General features: G+C 60.4%; 15 protein-coding genes. 1 reads left to right on the top strand and 14 read right to left on the bottom strand.

What is annotated here, in order from left to right; genetic code table 11:
• Nucleotides 1-162: 162 nt before the first annotated feature.
• The 14 genes from V1277_RS27115 to V1277_RS27050 form a co-directional block, all read right to left on the bottom strand.
• The gene (locus V1277_RS27115; protein WP_334418935.1) at nucleotides 163-831 is read right to left on the bottom strand and encodes a DUF2270 domain-containing protein; all 669 of its coding nucleotides are present in this window, start codon (nucleotides 829-831) and stop codon (nucleotides 163-165) included.
• Nucleotides 832-892: 61 nt separating this feature from the next.
• Nucleotides 893-2,446: a sulfatase-like hydrolase/transferase gene (locus tag V1277_RS27110; RefSeq protein WP_334418934.1), complete on the bottom strand. Its 1,554-nt coding sequence runs from the start codon at nucleotides 2,444-2,446 to the stop codon at nucleotides 893-895.
• A gap of 127 nt (nucleotides 2,447-2,573) precedes the next feature.
• Nucleotides 2,574-4,010 carry an acetate--CoA ligase family protein gene (locus V1277_RS27105; protein ID WP_334418933.1) on the bottom strand — a complete coding sequence of 479 codons (1,437 nt, stop codon included), beginning with the start codon at nucleotides 4,008-4,010 and terminating at the stop codon, nucleotides 2,574-2,576.
• Entirely contained in the window at nucleotides 3,895-4,704 is an 810-nt protein-coding gene (locus tag V1277_RS27100) for a CoA-binding protein (RefSeq protein WP_334418932.1), read from the bottom strand. The genes V1277_RS27105 and V1277_RS27100 overlap by 116 nt, the downstream gene beginning before the upstream one ends.
• Entirely contained in the window at nucleotides 4,701-5,861 is a 1,161-nt protein-coding gene (locus V1277_RS27095) for an acyl-CoA dehydrogenase family protein (RefSeq protein WP_334420462.1), read from the bottom strand. Before V1277_RS27095 ends, V1277_RS27100 begins: the two co-directional genes overlap by 4 nt.
• A 17-nt stretch (nucleotides 5,862-5,878) precedes the next feature.
• A complete protein-coding gene (locus V1277_RS27090; RefSeq protein ID WP_334418931.1) occupies nucleotides 5,879-6,649 on the bottom strand; it encodes an ABC transporter permease in 771 nt (256 codons plus the stop codon).
• Nucleotides 6,646-7,395, bottom strand: a complete 750-nt coding sequence (locus V1277_RS27085; RefSeq protein ID WP_334420461.1) for an ABC transporter ATP-binding protein — start codon at nucleotides 7,393-7,395, stop codon at nucleotides 6,646-6,648. Before V1277_RS27085 ends, V1277_RS27090 begins: the two co-directional genes overlap by 4 nt.
• Before the next feature lie 110 nt (nucleotides 7,396-7,505).
• Nucleotides 7,506-8,543, bottom strand: coding sequence for an ABC transporter substrate-binding protein (locus V1277_RS27080; RefSeq protein WP_334418930.1), 1,038 nt, complete (start codon nucleotides 8,541-8,543; stop codon nucleotides 7,506-7,508).
• A gap of 56 nt (nucleotides 8,544-8,599) precedes the next feature.
• Complete coding sequence (locus tag V1277_RS27075) at nucleotides 8,600-9,442, bottom strand: fumarylacetoacetate hydrolase family protein (RefSeq protein ID WP_334418929.1); 843 nt, start codon at nucleotides 9,440-9,442, stop codon at nucleotides 8,600-8,602.
• 35 nt (nucleotides 9,443-9,477) lie between these two features.
• The gene (locus V1277_RS27070) at nucleotides 9,478-10,353 is read right to left on the bottom strand and encodes a hypothetical protein (protein WP_334374834.1); all 876 of its coding nucleotides are present in this window, start codon (nucleotides 10,351-10,353) and stop codon (nucleotides 9,478-9,480) included.
• A 15-nt stretch (nucleotides 10,354-10,368) separates the two neighbouring features.
• Complete coding sequence (locus tag V1277_RS27065; protein WP_334418928.1) at nucleotides 10,369-11,325, bottom strand: PDR/VanB family oxidoreductase; 957 nt, start codon at nucleotides 11,323-11,325, stop codon at nucleotides 10,369-10,371.
• Entirely contained in the window at nucleotides 11,322-12,587 is a 1,266-nt protein-coding gene (locus tag V1277_RS27060) for a cytochrome P450 (protein WP_334418927.1), read from the bottom strand. The genes V1277_RS27065 and V1277_RS27060 overlap by 4 nt, the downstream gene beginning before the upstream one ends.
• Nucleotides 12,588-12,630: 43 nt before the next feature.
• On the bottom strand, nucleotides 12,631-14,103 hold the full coding sequence (locus V1277_RS27055) for an aldehyde dehydrogenase (RefSeq protein WP_334418926.1): 1,473 nt from the start codon (nucleotides 14,101-14,103) through the stop codon (nucleotides 12,631-12,633).
• Nucleotides 14,104-14,112: 9 nt separating this feature from the next.
• On the bottom strand, nucleotides 14,113-14,904 hold the full coding sequence (locus tag V1277_RS27050) for a fumarylacetoacetate hydrolase family protein (RefSeq protein WP_334418925.1): 792 nt from the start codon (nucleotides 14,902-14,904) through the stop codon (nucleotides 14,113-14,115).
• Nucleotides 14,905-14,995: 91 nt separating this feature from the next.
• Here V1277_RS27050 and V1277_RS27045 point away from each other — a divergent pair, with 91 nt between their 5' ends.
• On the top strand, nucleotides 14,996-15,913 hold the full coding sequence (locus V1277_RS27045; protein WP_334418924.1) for a LysR family transcriptional regulator: 918 nt from the start codon (nucleotides 14,996-14,998) through the stop codon (nucleotides 15,911-15,913).
• The last annotated feature ends 251 nt before the right edge of the window (nucleotides 15,914-16,164 follow it).

The following is a 16,164-nucleotide window of genomic DNA, read 5'->3' as shown; positions in this document are numbered from 1 at the left end:
TTAGGGCAGGCAAGGCGACTGCGAGTTGTCGGGGGTTCGAGTCACTGGAGCGCTACATCGCGAAACCCACTATTTCGGAAGCTCTGTTTTCTTACCGGCGGGCAGCCTAGCTCGCGAGGCGGCGCATCGATAGTCCGCCAAACGCCGACTTTTTCGCGCGATTCAACCCCCCTTATCTTGGCTTCGTTTCCTCCAGTCGCGTTCGTCGCGTTGGAGCGTGAGGAAGGCGAACAGAATCCAGGCAACGTGAAAGATGGCGCCGGCTAAGATCGTTATCGCTCCTGGAATTGGTCCGATCGCGGCACGGTCCCAAAGCTGGTCGAGCGACGCGATCGGCACCGGATGGATGATAAGCTTGGCGTAGTAGGCTACCGCCTGGATGACGAGGATCCAACCGTAGTTGTGCCGCAAACGTCTCCCTATCGCGCGCGGGACGCTGATCTGGAACGTCACATGGCGATAGTTGCGGCCGAGGACGTCACTCCAGGTATCACGGCGTGCTCCACGGCCTTCGAGAATTTGTCCATAAAGGCCCGTTTCCATGAGGCGCGCCCTTGCACGATACATATGGAAATATCGGTACCGACGGCCTTCCAACATAAGAAAAACGATAACCAGCAATCCAACGATCACCAAAGGCAACGGAGATGCGTCGGAATTGCTGAAGCTTGCGGAGAGAGCAATTCCGGTCGTCACGACTGCCCAATTGGTCGTATTGTCCAATCGGGTTCGCCAGACGGTGCTGCGGTAAATCTCGGCGCGATAAAGATGAGCGAGAGCGCCCATTTCCGCCGAATCAAGTCCCGGTGTCTTTACTGCGTTATCAACCATTGCCGCACCGCCACCTCGCCACTGTGGCGGCTCAGACGCACACTGTGGACTTCCGTTTGCATCACCACACTCCGAAAAACACGCCGGCTTCCTTGTGGCGATTGGCCCTGCTGTCGACGAATTCATCAGTAAGCGTCGTGCGCCGCTTTCGGCGCCCCAGCCAATCCAAAAGCTCGGCCCGCAGTTGCTCGCGAACGGCTTGATGGGTCGCTTCGCGACCCAGGTCGGCGAACTCATTGGGGTCGGACTGCAGATCGAAGAGTTGCTCCGGCTCGTCCAGCCAATAGACGTAACGCCAGCGGTCGGTTCGCACGCTGTAGGCGCGTGCATTCTGCGCCGACTTCCCGCGAAGCGCACGGGCCAGCCGAAAGCTGTAGTCGAGCTCCGAATAGACGGCCGTCTTTTCCTTGATCGCCTCGTTCCGGATCTGAGGAAGAAGGCTGACGCCTTCGATTCGATGCCGTGGAACTGGCGAGCCAAGAAAGTCCAGGATGGTGGGAGCGATATCGACGCTTTCCACGAACCGTTTATCGACCGTGTTCCGCGTCGCAATGGCCTGTTCGCCGGGATCGACCACGATCAACGGCACACGCTGCACGGTATCGTAGAACAGCTCCTTTTCTCCGAGCCAATGGTCGCCCAGGAAGTCGCCATGGTCCGACGTGAATATGATCAGGGTGTTGGCCATGAGGTCTTTCGATTCCATGAACTCGAACAGCCGTCCAAGATGATCGTCGACCTGCTTGATCAGTCCCTGGTACGCGGGCCTAACGGTGCGAATGCACTCGTCGGAGGAAAAGCTGACACTCTCCTCGTGCTGGCGGTAGGCAGCAACCACGGGGTGGGCGTTTCGTCGCTCGCTCTCGTTGCGCACAACAGGCAAACACTGGTCCGGCTTATACATCGCGTGGTACGGAGAAGGCGCCACATACGGCCAGTGCGGCTTGACATAACTGAGGTGGAGAACCCACGGGGCGTTGCCCATGCGCTCCATGAAATTCATTGCCACCGTCGTCATGTAAGCGGTTTCGGAGTGGGCTTCGCTAATGCGTGCAGGCAGGTGAACGTTGCGCATGCTCCACCCGCTGACGACCCCGCCGTCGGCATCGAGGGCCGAGATGACGTAATCATGCCAGGGCCGGTCTCCGGCATACCCGTGAGCCTTGAGAAACGCGGGGTAGCCGCTTTCGCCGTGAGGTTCATGATGGCCGTCGTAACGGTCAGCCTCCACGAATCCACCTCTTGACAGCAGGACGCCGAGCTCGCTTTCGCCATCGATGTGCAGTCGATCAAGGCCGGCGGCGTCGGGCCAAACGTGCGTCTTGCCGGCAAGTGCGAGCGTACGTCCCCCATCGCGCAGGTATTCACCCAGCGTGACTTCATCGACGGGCAATGGCATGCGGTTCCAGGTCGCGCGATGACTGCAGGGGTAGCGCCCGGTGTAATAGCTCATCCGACTCGGCCCACAGACGCCGCTATTGACGAAGGCTCTTTCGAACCGCACGCCCCGTTCGGCCAGAGCATCGATATTGGGCGTTTGCAAATATGGATGTCCGTAGCAACTGAGGTGGTCCCACCTCAGCTGATCGCACATGATGAAGAGTACGTTGCTCATCCTGGTTTCCCGCCTGAACGACCCGAGCCGGCACGGCCTTTGTGGTCGGCGCAAGAGCCGCCACGCGGTGCACCACGACTCCTCAATTTCGACCAGCGAATACCTTTCACCGAGACGGAGCCAAGTTTCATACCGAGCTCACCGCGCGAGGCTTGACGAGAGCATCAAGAGCGCGGACGCCTCGTCCAGCCGGCAGCACCGCCAGCGGGTTGATATCCAATTCCGCCAGGTCATCGACGCGACTAACGGCCAGCGCCGACAACCGCATAAGTGTATCGACCACGGCCACGACGTCGGCTTTCGGGCGATTGCGCGCCCCGTCCAGCAGCGCGAACCCCCGCAATTCGCGCAACATATCCTCCGCGTCAGAGCGCGTGATCGGCGCCAGTCGGAAGCTGACGTCTTTCATCACCTCGGCAAAGATGCCCCCGAGCCCGACCATGATTGCGGGACCGAAAAGCGGATCGTTGTTGATGCCGAGGATCAGCTCGACGCCGTCCGTGACCATCTCCTGAACGACTACCCCCTGGATCGCGGCGTTTGGCGCGTAAGCGCGCGCGTTGGCTATGATCGCCTCAAATGCATCGTGGACCGCTCTGTCGTCACGAAGACCGATCCGAACACCGCCGGCTTCGGTCTTGTGCGGGATGTCGCTGGACTGAATCTTGAGCACCACCGGAAAGCCGATTGACTGGGCCCCTCGAACGGCCTCGTCAACGTTCTGACTCAATATTTCGCGTGTCGACGGGATGCCGTATTGAGTGAGGAATTGCTTGCTTTCGAATTCGCTCAGGTCCGTCTCTCGCCCGGCGAGGATCAGCATCTGGCTCGTGGATGGTATCTGTTCGGATTGCTCGCCCTTGGTCCGGGCCAGTCGTTGGCGCGCGCAAGTGAACGCCCACAGGGCGCCAATGCCGCGCGCACAGCGCACAGGTGATGCGTAACGAGGAATGCCGGCGTCATCAAGAATCGCGTATGCGTCTCGGTTAGAGGTCGCGTCGGCGTTCCAGGCCACGAAGATCGGAATATCGAATTCGGCGGAGATGCGCACAATTTCCCGGGCCAGGGTGACTGCCATCTTGCCGCTTGCCGCGGCGAGCGCGAGCGCAATCATGTCGACGCTTGGATCGCGTGCAATCGTTTCGAGGGCAACGCGCAGCAGATCGGCGTCACTGAACAGGCTTGCCGTCACGTCCAGCGGATTGGCAACCGAGGCGAACGATGGCAGCACCTCGCGCAGCGCCGCCACGCTTTGCTCGGCAAGAGCCGGCAGCGCCAACCCATCGGCGGCTGCGCGATCCGCCATCGCAATGCCGGCGCCTCCCGAAATGGTGATGATCGCCAGGCGGTTGCCCCGAGGCCGACGCTGCAGCAGCAGCGCCTTGGCGCAATCAGCGAGATCGCCGATGTCGTTGACCTCGACGATGCCGGCCTGGCGGAATGCGGCTCTATACAGCGCCCATCGCGCCCCCGAGATTGGCGGTATGCGAGGCGGCCGCTCTGGCTCCCGCGTCGGAGGTACCGACCTTCCACACCAGTATCGGCTTGTTGGCCTCGAGCGCACGCCGACCGATCTGCATCAGACGGCGAGCATCCTGAAAGCCTTCGACATAGGCGGCGATGACATGCGTTCCGGTGTCATCGATCATCGCGTCGATGAAGTCGAGCGACGTGGTGACCGACTCGTTGCCGGTGGACACGTAGTGGCGAAAGCCCAAACCCTCATCATTTGCAATCATCACAATCGAATTGCCGAACGCACCGCTCTGCGAAGTCACACTCACGGCTCCACGCGAATAAGTCATGCCGTAGGGAGCGCCGAAGCCCACGTGGATGTTGTCGCTGATGTTCATGTAGCCCTGGCAATTTGGGCCAATGACGTCCATGTCATATCGTCGGGCAATCTTCGTCAGCTCCCGCTGGGCTCGAGCGCCCTCCTCGCCGGTTTCTGCAAAGCCCGAGGACAAGATGACGGCAAATCGGCAACCCTTTCTCCCCAACTCATTGAGCGCGTCCGGCACGCGCTTTGCACCCACGGCGATGACCGCCACGTCGGGTACTTCAGGTAACGAGGCAACGTCGGGATAGCAACGATAGCCCGCCACTTCTTCATAGCGCGGGTTGATCGGCAGCACCGCTCCGGCATAGCCCTTGGACTTCAGGTGGGCGATGGGCTGTCCGCTGATGGAGGCGAGATCCTGCGACGCACCGACGATGGCGATCGAGCGCGGTTGGAAGAAGCGTTCGAAACTGCTCATGATCTTGCTGCCTGCGAAAGTGTCTGTTTGGCGATGTTGAGCTGATGGATCTGGCTCGTGCCCTCGTAGAGCCGGAAGAGCCGCACGTCGCGGTACCAGCGCTCGATCTCGGCGTGATCGGCGATGTAGCCCGCGCCGCCGAACATCTGCACGCATCGGTCGGCGACCCGTCCGCACATCTCTGTTGCAAAGTACTTGCACATCGAGGCCTCAACGACCACGTCTTCACCACGGTCGCGCTTGCGCGCGGTTTCAAGGATCATCGACTGCGCGGCGTAGATTTCCGTACGGCAGTCCGCAATCATGGCCTGCACCAGTTGGAAGTTCGCCACCAGTTGCCCGAACTGGCTCCTCCTGGTCGTGTGATCGATCGCCATCTCCAGCATGCGAATGGCCGGCCCGGTGGAAAGAGCCGCAAGGTGGATTCGCTGCTTGTTCAGCGTCTTCATCACGGTCTTGAAGCCACGGCCTTCGGCGCCGCCGATCAGGTTCTCGGCGGGCACGCGGCATCGGTCGAATCTGACCTCACCCACCGGCGAGCCAGCCTGGCCCATTTTGCGATAGGGAGCACCGGTCGTAAGTCCGGGCGTGCCGCGCTCGACGATAAAGGCCGAAACGCCCTTCGCGCCCTTGGTGCCCAATTCGGTGCGGGCCGTCACCGTGAACACATCCGCAATCGGCGCGTTGGTGATGTAGCACTTCAGGCCATCCAGCACGTAGCAGTCACCGTCGCGGCGGGCGGTCGTTTGCACATTGGTCGCTTCGGAGCCGGCATCGGGCTCGGTCACCGCAAGGCAACCGGTCTTCTCGCCCCTGGCCATCGTCGGCAGGTAGCGCGCCTTTTGCTGATCCGTGCCATCAACCACGATGCCTTCCGAACCAATCCCTGTGTTGGTACCTACCCGAGCCCGGAAGGCTACCGAGCACTGCGATATCTCAAAGGCGCCGAGCACGAGTTCCTCGGTGGTTAACCCGGCTCCGCCGTAAGCTTCAGGGATGCTCCAACCGAAAAAGCCGTTATCGCGCATCTCCTGAACCAGTTCGGCCGGCACCTCATTGAGCTCTTCGACGCGATTTTCGTTCGGAATGGCGCGCTGACGAACCCATGCGCGGGTCCGTTCGAGAAGTGCTTCGAGACAGGCAGCGTTTCTGATCATCCGGGCACCCGTTACGCTCAGCGCCACCGAAGCAATGTGCGCTCGAGCGTCAGCAGGGTCCACGACAGGGTGACACCAACGAGGGCAAGTATGAAGACGACCGCCCAGACGCCATTGATGTCAAAGCTCGAGGTCAAATAAGCGGTCAGTTGACCGAGCCCGTGTTCGGACGCGATAATTTCGCCGGCCACTACACCCAGGAGCGAATACATGAAGCCCAGCCGCAGGCCGCCGAACACGACCGGCACCGCGCTAGGCATTGTGATCTTCCAGAACAACTGCGTTGGCTTCAAACCGACCGTCGCAGCAAGTGTGAGATGATCTCGATCGACGCTTCTTCCACCTGCCACCACGGTCTGCAGCACGATGAAGAAGCACAGGCTCGCGCCGATCGCGACCTTCGATCCGATACCCAAACCGAACCAAAGGATCAACAACGGTGCAAGCGCGATGCGCGGCATGGCGTTCAGCGCCGAAAACAGGGGATCCAGCACCCGTTCGGCCAGCGGATAGACGACAAAAACCATTCCCAGCACCAACGCCGCGCACGCTCCAATGGCAAAAGCGAGCATCGTGCTCGAGATCGTCCACCAGAGTTCGAACCAAATTCTTCCAGTTTGAAAACATTCAACCCAAAGCGAGTGCGCGATCTGGGTGGGCTGGCCGTACAGTGAGGCTGAGGCCACGCCGCTTCTGACCGCCCCCTCCCAGAGCCCGAGCAGCGACGCAAACACAAGAATCTGTGCGAGCACAATGAATTGTGTCGAGTAACTCTTCTCCGGATTCATCTAATGAACCCCTCTTCCATGGTGGTCCAGACGTGCTTGTAGAGCTCGTGGAAGCGATCGGTGCGTTGCAGTGCCCGAAGGTTCCTTGGCCGGGGAAGGTCGATCGGAATGTCGGCAAGGACCCGGCCCGGCCGTGGAGCCATTACGACAACGCGATCACCTAGCGCTATCGCTTCGGCGAGGTCATGCGTAACGAATAGCACGGTTCGCTGCGATTCCTGCCACAACGCAAGCAGCAGTTCTTCCAGTTGGAACTTCGTCTGCGCGTCGAGGGCGCCGAAGGGCTCGTCCATCAGCAGCATCTCGGCGTCCATGCAGAACGTTCGCGCCAGCGCGACGCGCTGGCGCATGCCGTGAGACAGCGCCTTCGGGTACGAATTCTCGAATCCCTTCAGGCCCACCCGCTCCAGCAGCCTCATGGCGCGTTCGCGGCGATTCTGTTCGGGCATGCCCCGCGCTTCTGCGCCGAACTCGGCGTTCCTTAGCGCGGTGCGCCACGGCAGGAGGCTGTCTCGTGCCAGCATGTATCCGAGCTTGATATTCCCAACCAGTGGCTTCTGCGAGAACACCGTAATCGACCCGGCCTTCAAGGTGTCTGCGGGAAGCAACCCGGCGGCGTAGTTGAGAATCGTCGTCTTGCCGCAACCGCTTGGTCCTACGACCGAGACGAACTCGCCGGGTCTAACCCTTAACGTGACATTCTCAAAGGCGGTGACTTGGCCGAAGCGGAGCGTTCCGTCGATCACGTCCAACGCACCTCCCTGAATGGTCGGCGGCGCTTCGGTCTGCGCGGGTTTCGCGGCAACTGCCCGATGGTCACCCATCTATGGTTTCCCTTTGTTGGGTCGATGAGACGTCAGCTTGCTGGAGCGAATTTGGAGATCACGTCGTCGGGGCCAAGCTTCCGCGGCGTGAGCTTGGCGTCATAGAGCACGTCGATGAAGACCTGGATCGCTTTGCGGTTGACCCGAGGGTCGGAGATCTGCAGTTGGCGCTGCAGCGTTTCTCGAATGACAACATCGGCATCGGGAACGTTTACCTTCAGGTACTTTTTTCCAATGGCGATGTATTCCTCCAGGTTCACAGGGTCCTTCATCCACTTGTTGGCTTCCTGGGCGGCTGCAACGAACGCCTCCACCACCTTCGGGTTCTTCTCGACAAATTCGTCGGACATCATTGCGGTCACGCCCGCGCCCTCCAGCCGGCTGACAGCCGGGATTGTCTTTTCGGTCGGCAGGTTGAAAATGGTCTCGCAGACCGAAGAGTGGTCACAAATTTCGGCGGTGGGCGGCACCTGGATGGCTGCGTCGATCTGCTTCGACGACAGGGATCCGAATGCCGTGGGCGGGCCGCCTACCGCGACATATGTCACGCTGTCGTGCGAAAGGCCGGCATCTTGCAGCAGCAGGTTAAAGATCAATTCGGTGCTGGCGCCGCGTGCCGTCACGCCGATGCGTTTCCCCTTGAACTCCTGCATAGCGGCCGGATAGGTGCGTTCCTTACCGGTCCAGGGAAAGTCCTTTCGGGCCACGACGTAGTATGGCACGCGGTTACCCACGCCAAGTACGAACTTGACCCGAGCGCCGCCTGTGATCGCGCGGATGCCGGCGTCGGTACCGATAAAGCCCAATTCGAGGCTGTTACCGAGCAATGCCTGGATGCCCAGAGGCCCATTCGTGATGCGGATTCCTTCGCACTTCAGGCCGTACTTCTCGCAAAAGCCCTTGTCCTCCATGACGCGAAACATCATCTCGCCTGGCGACTCGTAGATCTGATAGCGGAATTTTGCGCCACCGCCGTTTGGCGTTTGCGCTGCCGCTCCACCCGAAGCAAATGGCGCCATCGCCGACAGCAGGACGACGAGGCAAAGCAACTTTTTCGCATTCAATTTCATGTTCCCTCCCCTTGGTGTTAGTCTTTCATTGTCCAGGCGCTGCGTGGTCAGACCGCCTATTTCGGCAACAAATGTGCCGGCAGCCGGCTATCGTCGCCCAGCGCGACCCTCATGACCTCAGAGCTGCCGTTGGGTTGATGACCAACCGTTGCCCGGGGTGCGGGCGAGGCGACCACGCGATTGGATAGTCGCCCGATACCTGCCACTTCGACTTCGATCACGTCACCCACATCAAGTGGACGGGAGTTCGCCGGCGTCGCCGTCAGGATAAGATCGCCGGGCATCAATGTGATGTGCCGGGCAACGTCGGCGACGAGGTAGTCGAAACCGAAAATCATGTCATCGGCGATTGCCGCCTCCTGCACGAGACGGCCGTTACGCCAAGTGCGCAGTGTCTGTTGTCGGATATCCATGCCGGATACGATGCCGGGACCGATGGGACAGAACCCGTCCGCGCCCTTCACCCGCATCATCGAACCTGCATCGGTATCACGCATGTCCTGAAGCCCCATATCGAGCGCACAGGTGAAGCCGGCGATATGGTCCCAGGCTTCGTCAGGCGTGACGTTGCGGGTAGGCTTGCCGATAACGATGGCGACTTCGCCCTCGTAGTTGAGGTATTGATAACCGTCCGGGCGCACGATCTCGCCGCCGTGCGCGTTGATCGAGGTGACCGGTTTCATGAAGTAGGTTGGCGTACCGTACAACGACTTGTCGTCATGCCGTTTGCCGCGCAATTCGAAATAGCGCGACATGTAATTCAGATGAAGGCAGATGATCTTGCTCGGCGTGCATGGGGCGAGATGAATGGCCTCACCCATGGCAACCAGGCGCCCGTCGTCGAGCCGCAATCGGTCATCCTCCGGGACAGCAAAATGCAGCGAACCGTTGAAGATCACCCGGCGCAGTTCGCGCCTGGGCCCTTGAAGGACGTTCATGCTGCTGTTCCCATTTGAGCGGTTTCAAACCAGATGTGGACGTTGCCGGTCCCCATCGCGTTCTCATACTCCGACACTCGTTCGCCGCGCGCCCGGCAATCGCGTCCGCCAAGTGCACCGACCATCTGCAGGTAGTGCCCGCCAAGGCCCTCGTACGCCGCCGCGCGCAGTTCGGGATACCGGTCAATGACGGCAGCGTGGTCCCCGCTCGCCCATGAAGCCATGACCTCATGATCGAGCACGACGTGCTTGGGATCGCTGATGTTGTCCGGATGCCACCAGCGCGGATTTCTCGGCTTGAAATCCAGATCGACCATGCGATGGCTCAGGGCACCCGAGGCCAGCAGCACCGCGCGGGTGTCCACATTGGCTATCGCCTTGCCGATGACCTCACCCATGGCCAGGAAATGATGCGCCCGGGCGTTCTGGCAGATGCCGACACATAGTATTCGCTCGCCACGCCAAAGCGGTCCCAGCAGGTTGAAGGTCGGATATTCCGGCTCGATGTGCGTATTCCGGGTGTTTTCCACCGGCACCGCAGCTTCTGCACCGACGCGGGCAATCTCGGCCGCGAGTTCTGGCGCCCCGCGATAGTCGAACGGAATGTCGTGCAGGATCCACGGCATCTCGTTCGACGTGTACGTCCCCTGGTAACGATCCGCGCCGGCCACGACATGCCGGCCGCTCGTGAACCAGTGCGTATCGAAAATGATCAGCGTGTCGGGTTTCGCCACGTCGATCTTCTTGCGCAGTCTCTCGAACCCTTCGATCAGGTCGGAATCCCGGCCATTGCCCATCGCAATGCGATCGGCCTGCGGTCGGAATAATCCAGGATGATGCGAAACAATGGCGGCACCAACGATCTGTCCCATTCGGTTTCCCTTCGGTTATATGTCTAGAATGAGCATGTCGCTCCTTGCGCGAGAGACGCAGGGCAGCATTCGGTCGCACTTGCGTTCCTTCTCGCTAAGAAACGAGTCTCTGTGATCCGGCTGGCCTTCGATTACTCCGGTCAGGCAAGTGCCGCACACGCCTTGTTCGCACGACACGTCGATATAGACGCCATACTGCGCGAGCGCCGCGACGATGGTCATGTCCTCGGGAATGACGTAGTCGCCGCCGGTTCGTGCCAGGCGCACCACAAAGCTCGATTTTGGCGCCGACAGCGCATTCACGTCTGCCGAGAAGTACTCGAGGTGAACGGCGTCGTTCGGCCATGTTGCGGCCGCGACATCCTCAACCGCGTCCATAAATGGCCGCGGGCCGCACAGATAGAGATGAGCATGCGGCTTGCGCTCCTGCAGGATCTTGCGCAGCTTGGAACGCACAGCGGCAGGTTCCAGCGCGTAGTGGAAGTCAACGAGGCCCGCGAACTGTGATTCCGACAGCTCCTTGTGAAAGGCCGTGGTCGCTATCGATCGCGCAAAGTAGTGCAATTCAAACGACCGCTTGCACGCCAACAGATGCCGCGCCATCGACAACAAGGGGGTGATACCGATGCCGCCTGCGACCAGCACGTGGTGCGCCGCCGAGTCCCGCAGCGGAAAGTTGTTCCGCGGCAGGCCAATTTGCAGCAGATGGCCTTCGCGAATGCTCTCGTGCAAGGCGGCTGAACCACCCCGCGATGCGGGCTCCCGCTTCACGCCAATAACGTAACAGCCGGTGTCATCAGGCCCGTTGCAAAGCGAATACTGGCGCACCAGGTTGTTTCCCAGGTGGATATCAATGTGGGCGCCGGGGCCGAACGGAGCGAGCGGTGCCGAGTCGACGGGAACGAGTTCAAACACCCGGACGTCGTCGGTCTCCACCCGGATGCGGTCGACCCGCATCGATCGAGTGCTCATGCCGACCTCCCGTGCTTGTGACGCTTACCGAGGCGAGACGGCAGGGAAAACGGCCCGTTGATGAAGTTGCTGCGCAGACGGTCTACCGGACCGGTGGCCTCGATCTCCGGATACTGCTTGAGCAGCTCGGAATAGGCGATGCGGATCTCCAGCTTCGCCAGATGTGCGCCAAGACAGAAATGCGGTCCGCCCATCCCGAACGCCAGGTGAGGATTGGGAGAGCGCGAAATGTCGAACTCGCGTGGTGCCACAAATTTGGTCTCGTCGAAGTTTCCCGACGCGTACCAGACAGCAACCTTGTCGCCGGCGGCTATTTTTTGGCCGCGCAATTCCACGTCACGGGTAGCGGTGCGACGCATGTGCATCGTCGGCGTTGCCCAGCGCACGATCTCGTCGGTAGCAGCGGCCGCTTTTCCTTCGATGTCCTGCAACCACAACTGTTTCTGCTGCGGATAGTCCGTCAGGCCCTTCAGCCCGTAGGAGATCGAGGAACGGGTGGTATCGGCGCCCGCGGCGCCCAGAAGACCGAAGAAGGCACCCAAGTCGGATGGCGTCAATTGCTCACCATCGATCGAGGCCGCCACGAGGGCGCTCATCAAATCATTCTTCGGCTCCTTCCGCCGCTGTTCGGCGAGCCAGCGTCCATAGGCCTGGATTTCGCGCCCCGCCTCCCCTATGCCCTGCTGGTCCGCTCCGAATCGCGGATCACCCGAGAAGAAGGTACGATCGGCCAATTCAAGCATGCGACGCTGGTCGGCTGCGGGCACGCCCATCAGATCGTAGAAGACACCGAGCGGTAGTGGCGTCGCGAAATCGCGGACAAAGTCGATATCGTCTTTGCCGTCGAGGCCATCCAGCATCGTCAGCACGCGCGCGCGGATCTGCTCCTGCATCCTGGCGACGGCCATCGAGCCGAATGTCGGTCCCACAAGTCTGCGCAATCGCGTGTGCGCGGGCGGGTCCATTTCGATCATCGACCCTTCGCCGGCGTGAGGAAGATCGCCTTCGAAAATGACCTGGATGCCCTCACGATTGCTGAAGGTGGCGGTGTCCTTGCTTACGGAAACGATGTCGTCGTAGCGAACGACGGCCCAGAAGCCCTTTTTTCCGGAGTCCGGATGCTGGTGCCAACTCACGGGCGCGTCGTTACGCAGCCTGGCAAACAAGTCGGGCAAATCCGGTCGCAGGAACGTATCCAGTGACGCCAGATTGATCCCCGGGACGGTACTCGTCTCTCTCACTATGGCGCCTTGCTCGTCCATCGTCTGTCTCTTGGAATGAGGCCGTCTGTCTCTCTGTCTTGTCTCAGCTGCCGGCGAACACCGGTACGTAGGGTCTCTGCGGAACCATGACGTCCTTGATGTCGCAGAAGAATTCGAAGCTCCACTGCCCGCCTTCGCGGCCGATACCGGAATCCCCGATCCCGCCGAATGGAGCCTCCAGGTCACGCAGGAAGAAGGAGTTCACCCAAACCATTCCCGTGCGCAGTTGCTCAGCCACTGCTACCGCCCGTTCCTGTTTTCCGAATACGACGCCGGCCAGTCCGTAGCGGGTGCTGTTGGCCAGGCGCACAGCGTCCGCATCCGTCGAGAAGCGCTGAATGACCAGCACCGGCCCGAAAATTTCATTCTGCACGACTTCATCATCGTTGCTCACGCCGCCAATAAGCGTGGGCTGATAGAAGAGACTGCCAGCAGCGTGCTCTTCGCCACCCCAGTGGATCGTCGCGCCTCGCTGCCGCGCGCGATCAACCATGCCCGCGATCTTGTCGAACTGGCGCTGGTGAATTATCGGGCCGATCTCCGTCTTTGGATCTCGCGGATCACCCACACGAAGCCGCGCGACGACCTTCTGCATTCGCTCAAGGAAATCGTCGGCTATACTGTCCTGCACGAGCAGACGGGTACCCGCCAGGCAAACTTGACCGGCATTGCGGTACTGCAGCGCTGCCGTTGCAGCCGCGAGGTTCAGATCGGCGTCGTCAAGAACGATGAAGGCCGACTTGCCACCCAACTCGAAGCTCGCCGGCACCAGGTTGTTGCCCGTGGATTGCGCGATGGACTTCGCCGTTGGCACCGAGCCGGTAAACGATACACGGGCAACGCGCGGATCACGTACGAGCGCGGCGCCGGTGACTGCTCCGATTCCCTGGACCACGTTAATAACACCCGGGGGAATGCCGGCCGCGGCTGCGATGTCGGCCAGCATCGAGCAGGTCAGCGGTGCCCATTCGGGCGGTTTGATCACTACCGTGTTGCCCGCAGCCAACGCCGGACCGAGTTTCCAGGTCGTCAACATCATCGGCGAGTTCCACGGCGTGATGAGCACACACACTCCGGCGGGCGCGTAGTGCACATGATGGCGGGCGTTGCGCGCTTCGATGCGATGATCAACCAGCTTGAGTGCCTCGTCCGCGAAGAATGTGAGGTTCAAGGCGCAGCGCTCGATCTGGTGCCCCTTGAGACGGCCGAGCAGCATTCCGTTGTCCTCACACTCGACCCGGGCGAGCTTGTCGCCCCAGTTCTTCAGCTCGGCTGCAAAGCGCTGCAGATGCTCGCGCCTCTTGACCGGACCCAGTCCAGCCCATCCGGGAAATGCGGACCTCGCGGCCTCGATTGCCGCGCTGCAGTGCTCGGGCAATCCAGCGGCCACACGACCAATCAGACGTCCATCGATGGGGCAATAGTCATCGAAGTGTTCGGTTGATGCGACGCGCTCACCATGGATGAAGTGGTCGGTCGAAACCTTAATGCCGTCGATGTTGATGTGTCCGTTCACAACCGCGCCTCAATTGATGAATGGTATGGCGATCGAACCCAGAGGGCCGTAGTCGATATGAAAGACATCGCCTGTGTTCGCCGCTATCGGTCGCGTGAACGAGCCTCCCAGCAGTAGTTCGCCCGGCCTCAGCGACACCTCACGCAAGCCCAATCGATTGGCCAACCAGGCGACGCCCGCGGCTGGATGCCCCAACACGGCCGCGGACATGCCGCTGTCCTCAATGACGCCGTTCTTGTAGACGACCGCTCCGAGCCATCTCAGATCGACGTCCATTGGGCGTACGGGGCGGCCACCTATGATGACGGCCGCACTGGCGGCGTTGTCTGCCAGCGTGTCGACCAGCTTGCGCGGAAGAACTGTCCTGGAGTCGATCAGTTCGATCGCCGGAATCACGTGCCTAGTGGCGCTCAGCACGTCGGACACGTTGACCCCGGGTCCTCGCAAGGGTTGTTCGAGCACGAAGGCCAGTTCGACCTCGATGCGCGGTGAGTGATAGCCAGTCAGTGAGATCGGCTGGCCGCTCTCAAAGATCATGCCGTCGAGCAGATGACCGAAATCCGGCTCCGCGATGCCGACTGCGTCCTGCATCGCCTTGGACGTCAAACCGATCTTGTAGCCTCGTACTTTCGCCCCTGCCTCAACCTTCAGGGCTACCACCCTGGCCTGCACGTCGTATGCATCGTCGATATCGATGCCCGGGTAGGTGTCGGAGAGCCGCGGCAACAGGGTACGATCGCGCTCCGCGATAAAGAGCTTTTCGGCCGCCTCTTTCCGTTGAGATTCTGTAAGAGCGATCATGACGATTGCTGCGGATTGGCTTGTGACAGGGCCAACCATCGACTATCGTCACTTTTTAGACAAACAACATTTTCTGACAGAGTTTTAAGAAATGCTGAGCAATCTTTCCCTCCGCCAGCTGCGGGCTTTCAGGGCCGTCGGCACGTCGTGCAGTTTCACGACAGCCGCCGAAATTCTGCATTTAACGCCCGCTGCCGTCAGCGGCCTCATCAAGGAGCTGGAGAGCCAGCTGGGCGTACGTCTATTTGACCGCAACACGAGGGCTGTAAACCTGTCGTCGGTGGGCAGCGAGTTCTTCCCGCTGGTAGAACGCGCCTTACAAGACCTCGACGGCGCCGTCGCAAGCCTTAACACCCTAAAAGAACTCCGCCGCGGTATCGTTCGGATCGCTGCACCCGAGGTGTTGTCCTGCACCCTTTTACCCAGGGCGATGGCAGCATTTCGCAAGCAGTTTCCGCATATCGAGCTGCAGTTTCTCGACGTGCAGCTCGAAGACGTCATTGCACGGACGCGGTTGGGAGAGGTCGACCTCGGGATTGCCCCTACGCCCATCAGTGATCAAGAACTCGAGCAGGCACCGATCATGCGGGCGCCATTGATGCTGGCGATCCGCAAGGACGACCAACTCGCGAACCGTTCAAGGGTGACTTGGAAAAACATTGAGGATCGAACCTTCATTAGCTTCTTTCGACAGTTTAGAGAGTGGGGCCCGTTCGATGGCAGAGCGGTCGGTCCTCAATTCTTGCCCAAAGAATTGAAAGTGGTGCGGCGGATCAACACTGCGTTCGCAATGGTTCAGGCCGGCTTCGGCGTCTCGGCCTGCCCTATCATTGCCAAGGATCTAGCAACCGGCTTCGGACTCAAACTGATACGCGTGGATGGACCTGAGTTGATTCGCGATTATTCTGTCTTCACCCTAAAAGGGCGCTCGCTCCCACCGCCAGCGGAGGCATTTCGAGGCTTCCTCATCAAGTTTGCGCCGGTATGGGTTCGCAATCCTGATACCTAAGCGATTCCATGGGGCTCTATTCGAGTGCTCGCATCATCCACCTCGCGCTGATGTTGCTGACACGACTCTGCGGTAACGAAGACTATCGCGCTGAATGAGCTCGGATTCACCACGCTTTTCGTAAGTACATTGACCGCTCGAAGCGCTACCGTCGGGAGCATAGAATCGCAGAAAATCGTAGTCCGGCGTACAAAATCGCAGCCCGTAGTAGCGGGGGAGCGCGTCGAACCCCCGACATTTGTTTTTATCCT

It is taken from the genome of Bradyrhizobium sp. AZCC 1588, assembly GCF_036924735.1.
Classification (GTDB): Bacteria; Pseudomonadota; Alphaproteobacteria; order Rhizobiales; family Xanthobacteraceae; genus Bradyrhizobium.
The sequence above is the reverse complement of the archived record's forward strand: the minus strand, read 5'-3'. Positions and strand labels throughout refer to the sequence as shown.

Bases quoted from the DNA above. Each gene is read 5' to 3' on its own strand.
- V1277_RS27115 (WP_334418935.1), bottom strand. From the start codon at position 831: ATGGTTGATAACGCAGTAAAGACACCGGGACTTGATTCGGCGGAAATG.
- V1277_RS27110 (WP_334418934.1), bottom strand. From the start codon at position 2,446: ATGAGCAACGTACTCTTCATCATGTGCGATCAGCTGAGGTGGGACCAC.
- V1277_RS27100 (WP_334418932.1), bottom strand. From the start codon at position 4,704: ATGAGCAGTTTCGAACGCTTCTTCCAACCGCGCTCGATCGCCATCGTC.
- V1277_RS27095 (WP_334420462.1), bottom strand. From the start codon at position 5,861: ATGATCAGAAACGCTGCCTGTCTCGAAGCACTTCTCGAACGGACCCGC.
- V1277_RS27090 (WP_334418931.1), bottom strand. From the start codon at position 6,649: ATGAATCCGGAGAAGAGTTACTCGACACAATTCATTGTGCTCGCACAG.
- V1277_RS27080 (WP_334418930.1), bottom strand. From the start codon at position 8,543: ATGAAATTGAATGCGAAAAAGTTGCTTTGCCTCGTCGTCCTGCTGTCG.
- V1277_RS27070 (WP_334374834.1), bottom strand. From the start codon at position 10,353: ATGGGACAGATCGTTGGTGCCGCCATTGTTTCGCATCATCCTGGATTA.
- V1277_RS27065 (WP_334418928.1), bottom strand. From the start codon at position 11,325: ATGAGCACTCGATCGATGCGGGTCGACCGCATCCGGGTGGAGACCGAC.
- V1277_RS27060 (WP_334418927.1), bottom strand. From the start codon at position 12,587: ATGGACGAGCAAGGCGCCATAGTGAGAGAGACGAGTACCGTCCCGGGG.
- V1277_RS27050 (WP_334418925.1), bottom strand. From the start codon at position 14,904: ATGATCGCTCTTACAGAATCTCAACGGAAAGAGGCGGCCGAAAAGCTC.
- V1277_RS27045 (WP_334418924.1), top strand. From the start codon at position 14,996: ATGCTGAGCAATCTTTCCCTCCGCCAGCTGCGGGCTTTCAGGGCCGTC.